The sequence below is a fragment of the Burkholderia sp. AU31624 genome (assembly GCF_020420065.1).
In the GTDB taxonomy this organism is placed as follows: Bacteria; Pseudomonadota; Gammaproteobacteria; order Burkholderiales; family Burkholderiaceae; genus Burkholderia.
The window spans coordinates 683,313-695,917 of sequence record NZ_JAIZRT010000002.1 but is presented as its reverse complement, the minus strand read 5'-3'; the positions used below and the strand labels follow the sequence as shown (position 1 = coordinate 695,917).

At 68.3% G+C, this 12,605-nt stretch carries 13 protein-coding genes and 1 pseudogene; 7 read left to right on the top strand and 7 right to left on the bottom strand.

From position 1 onward, the window contains the following. Positions 1-66 precede the first annotated feature (66 nt). The 5 genes from LGM89_RS08425 to LGM89_RS08405 all read left to right on the top strand — a co-directional run bounded on the left by LGM89_RS08425 (position 67) and on the right by LGM89_RS08405 (position 4,533). Positions 67-1,923, top strand: coding sequence for an ExeM/NucH family extracellular endonuclease (locus tag LGM89_RS08425; protein ID WP_226272833.1), 1,857 nt, complete (start codon positions 67-69; stop codon positions 1,921-1,923). A gap of 5 nt (positions 1,924-1,928) precedes the next feature. Then, on the top strand, positions 1,929-2,222 hold the full coding sequence (locus LGM89_RS08420) for a hypothetical protein (protein WP_144023118.1): 294 nt from the start codon (positions 1,929-1,931) through the stop codon (positions 2,220-2,222). Beyond that, positions 2,209-2,595 carry a DUF883 family protein gene (locus tag LGM89_RS08415; RefSeq protein WP_089428053.1) on the top strand — a complete coding sequence of 129 codons (387 nt, stop codon included), beginning with the start codon at positions 2,209-2,211 and terminating at the stop codon, positions 2,593-2,595. The genes LGM89_RS08420 and LGM89_RS08415 overlap by 14 nt, the downstream gene beginning before the upstream one ends. Before the next feature lie 64 nt (positions 2,596-2,659). Further along, the gene (locus LGM89_RS08410; RefSeq protein WP_089497445.1) at positions 2,660-3,244 is read left to right on the top strand and encodes a YSC84-related protein; all 585 of its coding nucleotides are present in this window, start codon (positions 2,660-2,662) and stop codon (positions 3,242-3,244) included. 236 nt (positions 3,245-3,480) lie between these two features. After that, positions 3,481-4,533 (top strand): AI-2E family transporter, encoded by a 1,053-nt coding sequence (locus tag LGM89_RS08405; RefSeq protein WP_089428055.1) that lies wholly within the window; start codon positions 3,481-3,483, stop codon positions 4,531-4,533. 43 nt (positions 4,534-4,576) lie between these two features. Here LGM89_RS08405 and LGM89_RS08400 read toward each other — a convergent pair whose 3' ends face one another. From LGM89_RS08400 to LGM89_RS08375, 7 genes and pseudogenes are all read right to left on the bottom strand, one after another. Beyond that, positions 4,577-5,092 carry a thioesterase gene (locus LGM89_RS08400; RefSeq protein ID WP_226272832.1) on the bottom strand — a complete coding sequence of 172 codons (516 nt, stop codon included), beginning with the start codon at positions 5,090-5,092 and terminating at the stop codon, positions 4,577-4,579. A gap of 207 nt (positions 5,093-5,299) precedes the next feature. After that, a complete protein-coding gene (locus LGM89_RS08395; RefSeq protein ID WP_089432337.1) occupies positions 5,300-6,316 on the bottom strand; it encodes an NADP-dependent oxidoreductase in 1,017 nt (338 codons plus the stop codon). Positions 6,317-6,353: 37 nt separating this feature from the next. Continuing rightward, positions 6,354-7,142 (bottom strand): SDR family oxidoreductase, encoded by a 789-nt coding sequence (locus LGM89_RS08390; protein WP_059521513.1) that lies wholly within the window; start codon positions 7,140-7,142, stop codon positions 6,354-6,356. Between the two features lie 467 nt (positions 7,143-7,609). Beyond that, on the bottom strand, positions 7,610-8,200 hold the full coding sequence (locus LGM89_RS08385) for a phosphatase PAP2 family protein (protein WP_089497447.1): 591 nt from the start codon (positions 8,198-8,200) through the stop codon (positions 7,610-7,612). Between the two features lie 81 nt (positions 8,201-8,281). Beyond that, a complete protein-coding gene (locus tag LGM89_RS08380; protein WP_226272831.1) occupies positions 8,282-9,598 on the bottom strand; it encodes an Nramp family divalent metal transporter in 1,317 nt (438 codons plus the stop codon). Beyond that, positions 9,550-9,657 (bottom strand): annotated as a pseudogene (locus LGM89_RS37365) (AraC family transcriptional regulator); the annotation flags it as partial. The gene LGM89_RS08380 and the pseudogene LGM89_RS37365, both read right to left, overlap by 49 nt. Before the next feature lie 12 nt (positions 9,658-9,669). Then, positions 9,670-10,599: a helix-turn-helix domain-containing protein gene (locus LGM89_RS08375; protein WP_089474389.1), complete on the bottom strand. Its 930-nt coding sequence runs from the start codon at positions 10,597-10,599 to the stop codon at positions 9,670-9,672. A gap of 497 nt (positions 10,600-11,096) precedes the next feature. Between LGM89_RS08375 and LGM89_RS08370 the strand changes: the two genes are divergently transcribed. Both LGM89_RS08370 and LGM89_RS08365 read left to right on the top strand, forming a co-directional pair. After that, entirely contained in the window at positions 11,097-12,020 is a 924-nt protein-coding gene (locus LGM89_RS08370) for a LysR family transcriptional regulator (RefSeq protein WP_226272830.1), read from the top strand. Positions 12,021-12,124: 104 nt separating this feature from the next. Next, positions 12,125-12,526, top strand: a complete 402-nt coding sequence (locus LGM89_RS08365; protein WP_226272829.1) for an OsmC family protein — start codon at positions 12,125-12,127, stop codon at positions 12,524-12,526. The last annotated feature ends 79 nt before the right edge of the window (positions 12,527-12,605 follow it).

Here is a 12,605-nt window from a genome sequence, read left to right as displayed (position 1 = left end):
CTTCCTGACATTTTGCCGTCAAGATGCCTTCCCGAACCGTCGGATTTTCTTCCTGTGGACCGCCCCATGTCACGCCTGCTTGTGCCGCTTGCCGTTGCACCGTTCATCACCCTCGCCGCCCTCCCTGCCCGGTCGGCCTCGGCCGCGCCGCCCGTCAGCGCCGGCTGCGGCGGCGCAACCACGCCGATTGCCGACCTTCGCGGCGCCGGCGGCCCGTCGCCGCTGGCGGGGCAAACGACCTCGATCGAAGCGGTCGTCACCGCGGCATTCGGCGGCGCCGACGGCCTCGGCGGCTTCTTCGTCCAGCAGGCCGACGCGCAGCGACGGCACCGGCCGGGCGTCCCCGAAGGCGTGTTCGTGTACGCGCCGAGCGCGCGAGCGCAGGCCGGCGATCGCGTGCATCTCACGGGCCGCGTCGACGAGCGCTACGGCCGGACGCAATTCACGCTGTCGGGCGGCGTGACCGTCTGCGCCCGCGGGCAACAGGTCACGCCTGCCACGCTCACGCTGCCCGTCGCCACCCCGGCGGTGCTGGCCGCGCTTGAAGGCATGCGGGTGCGCCTGCCGCAAACGCTGACGGTCAGCGATACCCGCGAACTCGGCCGCTACGGCAGCGTCGTCCTCAGCCACGGCCGGCTGCGCATCCCGACCCACGTCGCTCCGCCGGCCGAGGCCGCCGCGATCGCGACCGCCAACGCACGCAACCGCATCGTGCTCGACGACGGCTCGACCCGCCGCGATCCCGCGACCGTGCGCTATCCGCCGCCCGCGCTGAGCGCCGCGAACACGCTGCGCGCGGGCTACACGGTACGCGGCGTCGAAGGCGTGCTCGAACTGCGCTACGGCGCGTGGCGGCTCCAACCGGTCGCCGGCGCGGCGCCGGTGTTCGATGCCGCCGCGAACCCGCGCACCGAGGCGCCGCCCCGGCACCCCGATGCCGACGTGCGCATCGTGTCGTTCAACGTATTCAACTATTTCAACGGCGACGGGCGTGGCGGCGGTTTCGATGCCCCGGCCAACCGCGGTGCGAAAACGCCTGCCGCGTTCGCGCGACAGGAGGCGAAGATCGTCGCGGCGTTGCGCGCGCTGCGTGCCGACGTGATCGGGCTGATGGAAATCGCGAACAACGGCCTCGGTGAAACAAGCGCCGTACGCCGTCTCGCCGCGCAACTTGGCGACGGCTGGCGTGCGGTCGAGCCCGGCACCGCGCGTCTCGGCCGCGATGCGATCGCAGTCGCGCTGCTGTACGACAGCCGCACGGTCGAGCCGGCCGGGCGCGCCGCGACCGTCTCACTCGGCGGCCGGCACCGCCCGCCGCTCGCGCAGACATTCCGGCGCGCCGGCGGCACGCGCGCCTTCACGGTCGCGGTCAATCACCTGAAATCGAAGAACTGCCCGAACGCGACCGGCGCCGATCGTGACCAGTCGGACGGCCAGGGCTGCTGGAATGCGGCGCGCACGCGGGCCGCCGCGCGCATCGCCGACTGGCTCGCCGCGTCGCCGACCGGTGCCACGGCCGATGGCGTCCTGCTGATCGGCGACCTGAACAGCTACGCGAAGGAAGACCCGGTGCGCGCGCTCGAGTCGCGCGGCTACGCGAACCTGGTGGCCCGCTTCGTCGGCGATGCTGCGTACAGCTACGTATTTCGCGGCGAAGCGGGCAGCCTCGACCACGCGCTGGCCACGCCGGCGCTCGCCGCACGCGTGAGGGCCGTACACGTCTGGCACATCAACGCCGACGAGCCGGTCGCCCTGCAACCGTTGCCTGATTACAAAACGGCCGCGCAACGGTCGATTTATTACGCACCCGACGCGTACCGGTCATCGGATCACGATCCCGTCGTGATCGACGTCGCGCTTGGCGATGGCCGCACGTCAGCCGCCCCGGGCACGAACCATGCTTCTCGACCAACGGTTGATTAGTGCATTTGCATCAGCACAAGGCCTGCAACGGCACTATTTACCTGATGGCCCCGGTGACGCGATATTTACCGGGCCTTCACCGCGTACCGCAGCCCGATACGCCGCTTCGCCCGGAATGCGAATTTTTTTCAATCGCCGCGCAGCCCCGTGCGGCGGGGCTTCGCGGCAATCCTGCCGACGAATTGAAAATTTGTCTCGAAACAAAATCGGGCCAAGTGAATCACACAGGTTGCTGGGATTCGTCTTATCTTCAAATTTGCCTTGAATCGAAGGAGGATAAACACCATGGCGCTCACTGACTCGATCGAACACAAGCTGGACCGCGGCCTGTCCGACATTCGTCGCACGGGCCGGCGCGTGGGACGCACGACGCGCTCGGCCGCCCGCGACCTGCATGACGACGTCACCGACGATCTGCGCGGGCTGGTCGACGAACTGGAAGATCTGCTGAAAAACGACGGCGACGGCGATATCGCCGCGCTGCGCAAGCGCGTGCAATCCAAGCTGGATGAAGCGCGCGGCGCACTCGACCATGCGTCGGGCAGCGCGGCCGCCCGGCTGCGCGATTCGGCCGAACGCGTGTCGCAGGTCGTGCAAGACAACCCGTGGCAAACCGCCGGCGTCGTCGCCGGCCTCGCGTTCGTTGCGGGCCTGCTCCTTGCCCGCCGTTGAGCGGAGCCGGCCGCCACGCGCCCGCCCCGTCCGTCCTCAATCAGACAAACGAAGGAGAAACGCCATGCAGAAGACCTTTGCCATGAAAGCCGCCGCCGCCGTCCTGCTCGGCAGCCTCGCGCTCGCCGGTTGCACGACCACCCCGGACAAACCGGAAGGCGCCGCGGCCAGCGCGTCGAAGCGCCAGTCGATCGACGCCAGCGTCAACGCGACGCTGTCGCGCCTCTATTCGACGGTGCCGGGTTCGCGTGAACTCGTCGCGAAATCGCGCGGCGTGCTCGTGTTCCCGAACGTGCTGCAGGCCGGCTTCATCGTCGGCGGCCAGTCGGGCAACGGCGCGCTGCGCGTCGGCGGCAGCACGGTCGGCTACTACAACACGTCGTCGCTGTCGGTCGGCCTGCAGGCCGGCGCGCAGTCGAAGGCGATCGTGTTCCTGTTCATGACGCAGGATGCGCTCGACTCGTTCCGCAAGTCCGAAGGCTGGGCCGCGGGCGCCGACGCGTCGGTCGCGGTCGTGAAGGTCGGCGCGAACGGCGCGGTCGACTCCAACACCGCCACCGCCCCGGTCGAGGTACTGATCCTGACCAACGCGGGCCTGATGGGCGACCTGTCGGTGAACGGCACCAAGGTCACGAAGCTCAACATCTGACGATGCGGCACGCGGCATCGCGCCGCGTTTGCTTCCCGGCAGCGCCGCGGCCCCGGCCGCGGCGTTTTCGCATGGGCCGCGCGCAGCGGCTATGATGGCGGCGCCTTTGCGGGCATACTCCGCATCGGGCCGCCCTGCGTCGCATTTCGCCGCGAACCCGTGACGATCGAGAACCGATCGCGCGCGGGGCAACGAGATTCAATCAAACCACGCATCAATCTGCGCGAACGTCATCCATGGAAAGCGGACACGACCACCAAAAATTCTTCTATTTCCTGCTGGCCGCGGTCACCGTCGGACTCTGCTGGATCCTCGCGCCGTTTTCCGGAGCCGTGTTCTGGGGCACCATTCTCGCGATCCTGTTCCAGCCCGTGCAGCGCTGGCTCGCCGCACGCTTCGGCAAGCGGCGCAACCTGGCCGCGCTCGTGACGCTGTCGCTGATCGTCCTGATCGTGATCCTGCCGCTCGTGTTCGTCGCCGCGACGCTCGTGCAGGAAATCGCGTACGTGTACCAGGAGCTCAAGGACGCCCAGCCGAACTATTCGCAGTATTTCCACGACATCATTCACGCGCTGCCGACGTCGATCCAGAACCTGCTGCAGAAATACGGGCTGACCAACATCCCGGGCATCCAGAAGAAGCTGACCGACGGCGCCGCGCAAATCAGCCAGTTCGCGGCCACCCAGGCGCTCAGCATCGGCCAGAACACGTTCCAGTTCGTCGTGAGCTTCGGCGTGATGCTGTACATGGTGTTCTTCCTGCTGCGCGACGGCGGCGAGATCGGCCGCCGCGTGCGCCGCGCGCTGCCGCTCGACGAGGAGCACAAGAACCTGCTGCTCGCGAAGTTCACGACCGTCGTGCGCGCAACGGTGAAGGGCAACATCGCGGTCGCGCTCGTGCAGGGCGCGCTCGGCGGCCTGATCTTCTGGATCCTCGGGATCGAGGGCGTGGTGCTGTGGGGCGCGCTGATGGCGTTCCTGTCGCTGCTGCCCGCGATCGGCGCGAGCCTCGTCTGGGTGCCGGCCGCGCTTTACTTCCTGATGATCGGCGCGGTCTGGAAGTGCGTGATCCTCGTCGCATTCTGCGTGGGCGTGATCGGCCTCGTCGACAACCTGCTGCGCCCGATCCTCGTCGGCAAGGACACGAAGATGCCCGACTGGGTCGTGCTGATCTCGACGCTCGGCGGGATGGCGCTGTTCGGCATCAACGGCTTCGTGATCGGGCCGCTCGTCGCCGCGCTGTTCATGGCGAGCTGGGACATCTACGCACGATCCGAACAGGGCGAATGACGCATCGCGTGGCCGCGTGCCACGCACCTGCCGGCACGCGCCGTCACGGATGGCGAATGCGGATCACGACGGGCGCCTCGGCGCCCGTTGCTTCATCCGCCGCCAGCGACATCACGCCGCCATACGGACCGACGCGATACTTGCGGCCCGACACCAGCGGCACGCTTCGATCGCCGTGCGCATCGCGCCACGTTGCACGCACGCGCGAAGCGACATCGGGCGAGAACGGCGCACCGTCGGGCCCGACCAGCGCCACCTGGGCGCCCGGCAAACGCCGGCCATGGGCATCGAATCGCAGTGTTGCCGCCGCCCCGCCGTTCGCCACCGCTCGTCCTTCGACCACCTCGCCCGACGGTGCGTCGAGCGTCACGTCGTAGAGATCGACGAGCGCCCCCGTGAACCGTACGATGCCGTCCGACGCGGCATGCCCGGCCGCCACCGCATTCGACATCGCGAACGCCACGCCAAGCCCGATTGCGATCTGCCGTACGGCACCGACACACCGCACCGTTCGATTGCGCATCGCCACCGATGCCGCCCGCTTCGCGTCGTTTCGCATGCTCCCTCTCCTCTTCCGCGTGACCAGAAAAAAGGCGGCGTGACGCGTCGGTCACGCCGCCTGTCTGCTGGCAATCACTTTAGGGAGAGACGTCCGGACAAGATATGGGACTAGTCCGAAACTAAAGCCCGGCCGTTCGAACGCACCGCGTTCGGCACCCGCTCGCGGCAGCGTACGAACGGCATCGCACGCTGCACGGCGGGCCGGTCAGGCGCCGGGATCGACGCGCAGCACGAGCTTGCCGCGATGGTCGCCGTCGAACAGGCGATTCAGCACGTCGGGCGCATTCTCGAGACCGTCCGCAACCGTCTCCTCGGCCTTGAGCCGGCCGTCGCGCAGCCAGCCCGCGAGCGTCTGCACGGCTTCACGGCTCTTGCGATAGTCGAGGATCAGGAAGCCGCGCATCGTCAGCCGCTTCGAGATCAGCACGCCGACGTCGTCCGCCGCGCGCCCGCTGTTGTAGTTCGAGATCACGCCGCACAGCGCGACGCGGCCGCCGATCACCATTCGCGACAGCACCGCGCGCATCACCTCGCCGCCGACATTTTCGAAGTTCACGTGCACGCCGTCCGGCGTCGCCGCCTTCAGTTGCTGACGGAAATCGTCGGCCTTGTAGTCGACGGCCGCGTCGAAGCCGAGCGTCTCGGTCAGGTAGCGGCACTTGTCCGCGCCGCCCGCGATGCCGACCACGCGTGCGCCGTGGATCTTGCCGATCTGCCCGGCGATCGAGCCGACCGAGCCGGCCGCCGCCGATACCACGAGCGTCTCGCCCGGCTGCACCGGCGCGATATCGGTCAGCCCGTAGTACGCGGTCAGCCCGCTCATCCCGCACGCGCCGAGCAGCGTCGGCAGCGGCAGGCCCGACGCCGCGGGCAGCTTCACGAGCTGCGCGGCCTGGTCGGCCGGCACGACCGCGTAATCCTGCCAGCCGACGAGCCCCTGCACGAGATCGCCTTCCGCGAACCCCGCGTTGCGCGACGCCACCACGCGCCCGATGCCGAGCGCGCGCATCACCTCGCCGATCGCGACGGGCGGCAGGTACTGCGGCACGTCGCTCATCCACACGCGGTTGGTCGGGTCCATCGACAGATACAGCACGCGCACGAGCACCTCGCCGTCCGCGAGCGCCGGCACCGGCGTCTCGACGAGCGAAAAGTGTTCGCGGCCGACCCGCCCTTCCGGGCGCGTCTTCAGCAGCAGTTGGCGGTTCACGGGTGTGGACACGATGTTCTCCTCCGGTCGTAGTGGTTCGGGATGCGCGTCAGACCGCGCACATGCCGCCGTCGATCACGAGTTCGGCGGCCGTCACGAAGCGGCTCTCGTCGGACGCGAGATACACGGCCGCGTGCGCGACGTCGTCGGGCTCGCCGAGCCGGCGCAGCGGAATGCCGCGCGCGAGCTTGCGCGTCGCGTCGCGTTCGCCGAGCGACTGGAACAGCGGCTCGACGATCCCCGTGCGGATGAACGCCGGGTGAATCGAGTTGCAGCGCACGTCGATCTCGCGGCGCGCGCAGTCGATCGCGACCGACTTCGTCAGCGACGCGACCGCCGCCTTCGACGCGTTGTACGCGGTGAAATCCGGCTCGACCTTGAACGCGGCGACCGACGAGATGTTGATGATCGACGCGGGATGGCTCTCAGCCAGATACGACAGCGCATGCTTGCAGCCGAGCACGATGCTCTCGACGTTGATCGCCATCACGCGCCGCCATTCGTCCAGCTCGATCTGCGCGGGCGAGCCGATCGAACCGACGCCCGCGTTGTTGACGAGCACCGACAGCCCGCCCATCGCGTCGACCGCCTGCGCGAGCAGCGCCTGCCAGCGCGCTTCGTCGCGCACGTCCTGCGTCGCGGCGAACGCGACCGGCGTCGCATGGCCCGCGTTGAGTTCCTGCGCGAACGCGTCGAGCACCGCCGCGTCGGCGATGTCGGTCACGAACACGCGCGCGCCCTGCTCGACCATCCGGCGCGCGATCGCGCGGCCGAGGCCGCCCGCGGCGCCCGTGATGTATGCGCACTTGCCGGCAAGGCGCGAAGAAACGACTGTCATGTGACCTGCTCCTATCGTGAATCGTCGTCGCGGAACGCTGCCGCGACGGGTGGGCCGTGCCTGTTCCGGCCAACGCGGGCCGGTCGACCGTGCCTCGACATCACGAGGCGCCGCACGGTTTCGACGAGTATATCGACATGAACCTGACGCGTGCCGGACGCGCCGGGCAGCCTGCCCCGGTTGAACGACAGCCAGCGTACGCGAATGCCGCCAATCGATGAAATGAATAATCGTTATGCCCAGTCATAGGCTTTGTTCATGACCTTAGCGTGCCGGCGCACAGGCGCGGGCCGGTGGCACACGCGGATCATGCAGACCGGGCGGATCGTGGATTCAGGCAATGACGAAGCGCGGCGTTCCGCGCGGACGCGAAAGCACTCGGGAAGATGAGCGGTGTGAAATCGTGCAACCGCCGGGCGAATGCCGGCGGCAAGAAAGCGGCGCCGGGGCGCCGCGACCGGCTAGCGTCAGAATCCGTCGCCCGACGGCGCGCGCACGAACGCGCAGAGTTGCGGCGAATGGGTGTCGATCATCTGCTGGAACGGCGCGCGGTGCCCGTACGCGATGCCCGACACGAGCAGCAGGCAGGCGGCCGCGACGCGCGGCGAGAAGGCACGCTGCCGCGCGCTGTCGTAGCCGCGCAGGAACACCAGCGCGACCAGCGCGCCGAGCATCCAGCCGACAATTACCTCCGGCACGGTATGCGAATGATCGAACACGCGCGCGACGGCCGTGATCGCGCCGACGGCCAGCCCGGCCGCGATGCCGGGCGCCTTGCCCGGCCGGAATGCCTGCCACAGCATCGACAGCGCGACGGTCCACACGGACGTCGACAGCATCGTATGGCCGCTGATCACGCGGAAATCGAATTGCGGCAGCTCGATGCCGCACCCGGCATACAGGATCTTGGTGGCGCCGACGAGGCCCATGCCGGCGGCGAGCAGCACGCCCCACCGGACGGCGAGGCGCCAGTCGGTGAGCGCGAACCATGCCGCGCAGGTCAGCGCGATCGGCAAGGTCAGCGCGGCATCGCCGATGTTGCTGATTTCACTCCACATAACGGACTTCGGACGACGATCGAAAGGCCGCAGTTTACCGCATGCGCGCCGCGCGGCTGTGTCAGCCTGTGTCAGGCTGTATCAGCCCGCGACACCGGTAATCAGCAGCAGGTTCGTGCCGGTGATGACGGCGAACAGCGCCCACGCGGCAATCTGCATCCCGCGCCCGATCGTGTGCTCGCCCATCGTGTTGCGATCGCTGACCGAGCGGATCAGCGGCCACATCGCGAACGGCAGCTGCAGGCTCAGCAGCACCTGGCTCCATACGAGCAGCTGCCCCACCGAGCTGTCGCCAAGCCACAGCACACCGATCAGCGCCGGCACGAGCGCGAGCCCGCGCGTGATCAGCCGGCGCTGGTAGCACGGGATCTTCGTATGCAGGAAGCCGTCCATGATCACCTGGCCGGCGATCGTGCCGGTCAGCGTCGAGCTCTGCCCCGACGCGAGCAGCGCGATGCCGAACAGCAGTGCCGCCGCGCCGCCGGCGATCGGCGTAATCAGATTGTAGGCCTGCTCGATGTCGGTCACGTTGTGCTGGCCCGTCGCATGGAAGGCCGCGCCCGCGACGATCAGGATCGCCGCGTTGACGAGCATCGCGACGAACAGCGACACGCAGGTATCGATGCGCACCAGCGCGAGCGTGTCGCGGATCATCCCGCGCGCGCCGCCGACCACGTGCCGCGTCTGCACGACCGACGAATGCAGGTACAGGTTGTGCGGCATGATCGTCGCGCCGACGATGCCGAGCGCGAGCACGATCGCGTCCTTGCGGTCGTGGCCCGGATCGCCCGGCACCAGCCCGCCGACCACCGCGTGCCAGTCGGGCGGCGTGATCGCGACCTGCGCGACGAAGCAGAACGCCATCGTCGCGATCAGCGCGAGCACGATCGCCTCGATCTGCCGGAACCCCTTGCCCTGCAGGCCGAGCACGATCACCGTGTCGAGCGCGGTCAGCACGATCCCCCACGCGAGCGGCACGCCGAGCAGCAGCTTGAACGCGAGCGCGCAGCCGAGGACTTCCGCGATGTCGCACGCGATGATCGACACTTCGGCGGTCACCCACTGCACGATGCGGCCGAACCGGCCATAGCGGTCGTAGCTGGCCTGCGCGAGATCCCTGCCGGCGACGAGGCCGAGCCGCGCCGCGAGCATCTGCAGGAAGATCGCCGCGAGGCTCGAGAACGCGACGACCCACAGCAGCGAATAGCCGAACTGCGAGCCGGCCTGGATGTCGGTCGCCCAGTTGCCGGGATCCATGTAGCCGATCGCGACCAGCAGGCCGGGGCCGAAGAAGCGCTTGAGCTTCTGCCAGCGCGGCGCGCCGGCATCGATCGTGATGCTGCCCTTGACTTCCGACGGGCAGAACGGGGCGGTGGCGGTGGTGGGGAGGAAGGACATGGAAACCGGGGCTCGAGATCGGGACAGGACGATTCTACGGGTATCCGCCCGATTTTCTCCCGCATGGCCTGTCACGCGGCGCGATGCCCCTCGGTGCCGTCGCCGGCGCCCTCGCCCGCATCGGCCGGCCTCGCGCCACGGGTGAGGATCCTTTCGCGCTCGGAGACGCGAAATTCGGTCGGCGACATCAACATGCGCTGGCGAAACAGCTTCGCGAGCCGCTCGCCGCTGCCGAACCCGGTGCGGCGCGCGACCTTGTCGGCCGGCAGCGTCGTGTGGACCAGCATGTGGCAAGCGCGCTCGAGCCGCACGTGCTGGACGAATTCGGTCGGCGTCACGCCGATTTCCTTCTTGAAGCGCCGCAGGAAGTTGCGCTCGCTCATCGCGGCGGCCTGGGCCGCGTTCGCGATCGAGATGCGGTTCACGCTCTGCGCGCGCAGCCGCTGCGCCGACATCCGGATCGACGGGCTCGCGCTCAGCTCGCGAAAGGCCCACATCGACTGTGCATAGCGCTGCTCGACCGGCCGCAGCAGGTTGCTGGCGATCTCCTGCGCGGCAATGTCGCCGAGCTCGACGCGGAACAGGTCGAGCACGGCGGCGAACACGTCGGTTTCGCCGGCCTGCAGCTCGACCGTCGCGGCGACCCGTCGCCCGCCCCGGCCGGGCCGCCCGTCGAGCGCCGCCGACGGACGCTGCATGGCCGCGAGCGTGGGCAGGTCCATCCCGTCGACGATCCAGCGCGCATGACGGCGAATGTCGGCGAGGCGACGCTGCAATGCGTCGTCCCAGTTGACGACCGCGCGGTCACCGTGAAGATGAAAGAACGCGAGCGCGCGGCGGCCGTGCTCGTCACCGAGCGGATCGGCCGCGATGCTCACGCCGGAGGACGACTGCACCAGTCCCCCGCTTTCGGATACGTACTTCAACTGGTAGTCAGCACTGTATGCGTGCAGGCGATTCGCCAGGTTGAAAGCCTCGCCAAGACGCGCGGCCTGGGCCAACGAAAATCCCGTACTCAAATAGATAACGACCCATCTCTGATCTGCTGCATTCACTGGCCAAGCCCCCGACTTGTTCGACTTCTTCTAATACCGTCGAACTGTCAGGCTTATATTTGGTTTGAATGCGTGCGACAGGACGGCTATCCCGAAATATGAAGCGACGGCATCTTAGCCGAACGGGTCGCGCCTTTGGCGCGAAATGGCCGACGTGGACAGCATGATGGCGGATTACTACAGGCTGTCACGGTTTGCCGGCGGCCCCGTGTGGAATTGCCCGGGCCGATATTGCTCATTATTACGATTGCATGCAGCGCAATCCGCGCATTTTCATTGCGACTTATTGCGTCGGATATCCGGATAAATGCACAACCGAATATCGGCTCAAACGATATCGATTCGTATCCCGTGCCATCGATCGCCACGCAGGAAGCTCGCCGTATCCGTTGCCTGCGCATCCTTTAGAATCGGTCCACCCTTCACCACGCCACCCGCGCCCCGTGCCCGCCGATCACCGTCTCGACCTGAACCTGTTTCGCGTGCTCGACGCCGTCTACGTGCATGGTGGCATCGGCGCGGCCGCCCGCGCGCTGCACCTCACGCAGCCGGCCGTCACGCATGCGCTCAACCGGCTGCGCGCGCATTTCGACGATCCGCTGTTCGTGCGGCAGGGCAACCGCGTCGTCGCAACCGAACGCACGCGCACGATCATCGCGGACGTGCAGTTGCACCTGAAGGGCCTGCAAGGCACCGCGCGCGCGCCGTCGGCATTCGATCCCGCGACGCTCGACCTGAGCATCGCGGTCGGCATTCGCGACGTGCTGGAATCGATCGCGCTGCCGCGGATCGTCGCCGCGTTCGCCGACGAAGCGCCGGGCCTGCGGCTCGTGAGCCGCCGCATCGCGGTGGCCGACATCGAGCGCGAACTCGCATCGGGCAATCTCGATCTCGCCGTCGATCGCCGCGTGCCGACCGGCCCGCGCATCGCCACCGAACACCTGCTCGACGATTCGCTCGTCGTCGCGCTGCGCTACGATCATCCGCTTGCGCACGAACCGCTGCGGCGCGGCGACTATTTCGCGGCGCAGCATGTCTCGGTGTCTTCGCTCGGCGAGCCGCAATCGCTCGACGTGCTGCTCGGCAACGACGGCCGTTTCCGCGATATCCGGCTCACCTGCCAGCACTATTTCGCCGCCTGCCAGATCGCCGCGACCGGCAACCTGCTGGTCACGCTGCCGCACACCTATGCGTTGCGGATGGCCGCGCTGCTGCCGATCGTCGTGCGGCCGCTGCCGTTGCGGCTCAAGCCGTTCCCGCTCCTCGCGTACTGGCACGAATCGCGCGACGCCGATCGCGCGCACCGGTGGGTACGCGAACGTATCGCCGCGCTCGTGCGCAGCAGCGCCAGCGTCACCGACGCCTAGCCGCGCGGCGTACGCCGACCCGATCGGGGCGGTATGCTGGCAGCTGCGCGCCGCCACGCGGCACCCGCTTCCCTTTCCCTCTTTCCGCTGACCGGAGACTTGCCATGTCGCTCATCCATGCCGCCGCCGTCCTCGACGCCGATGCGCCCGACTACGTCGTCCAGCTGCAGGCCGGCACGCACGCGTTGACCGGCGACGAAGGGCCCCGCGAAGGCGGCCAGGATCGCGGGCCGGCGCCGTACGAGTTCGTGCTGGCCGGCCTCGCGCAATGCACGGCCGCGACGCTGCGGATGTACATGCAGCGCAAGACGTGGCCGGCCACGCGCATCGACGTGCGCACCGAGCTGCATGCCGATCGCGACGGCACGCAATACGTGCGCCGCGTCGTGACGCTCGACGGCCCGCTCGATGAAGCGCAACGCCAGCGCCTCGCCGAAATCTGCGAGAAAACGCCGGTCACGCAGTTCATCAAGCGCGGCACGCGGATCGACACGACGTTGAACTGACACGCCACGCACGAAAGCACACGGCGCACGATCGCCGCGCAAAAAGAAACGGGGGGCCGCGCACGATGCGCGGCCCCCC

Bases quoted from the DNA above. Each gene is read 5' to 3' on its own strand.
- LGM89_RS08385 (WP_089497447.1), bottom strand. From the start codon at position 8,200: ATGTGGAGTGAAATCAGCAACATCGGCGATGCCGCGCTGACCTTGCCG.
- LGM89_RS08390 (WP_059521513.1), bottom strand. From the start codon at position 7,142: ATGACAGTCGTTTCTTCGCGCCTTGCCGGCAAGTGCGCATACATCACG.
- LGM89_RS08405 (WP_089428055.1), top strand. From the start codon at position 3,481: ATGGAAAGCGGACACGACCACCAAAAATTCTTCTATTTCCTGCTGGCC.
- LGM89_RS08400 (WP_226272832.1), bottom strand. From the start codon at position 5,092: ATGCGAAACGACGCGAAGCGGGCGGCATCGGTGGCGATGCGCAATCGA.
- LGM89_RS08425 (WP_226272833.1), top strand. From the start codon at position 67: ATGTCACGCCTGCTTGTGCCGCTTGCCGTTGCACCGTTCATCACCCTC.
- LGM89_RS08415 (WP_089428053.1), top strand. From the start codon at position 2,209: ATGGCGCTCACTGACTCGATCGAACACAAGCTGGACCGCGGCCTGTCC.
- LGM89_RS08410 (WP_089497445.1), top strand. From the start codon at position 2,660: ATGCAGAAGACCTTTGCCATGAAAGCCGCCGCCGCCGTCCTGCTCGGC.
- LGM89_RS08365 (WP_226272829.1), top strand. From the start codon at position 12,125: ATGTCGCTCATCCATGCCGCCGCCGTCCTCGACGCCGATGCGCCCGAC.
- LGM89_RS08380 (WP_226272831.1), bottom strand. From the start codon at position 9,598: ATGTCCTTCCTCCCCACCACCGCCACCGCCCCGTTCTGCCCGTCGGAA.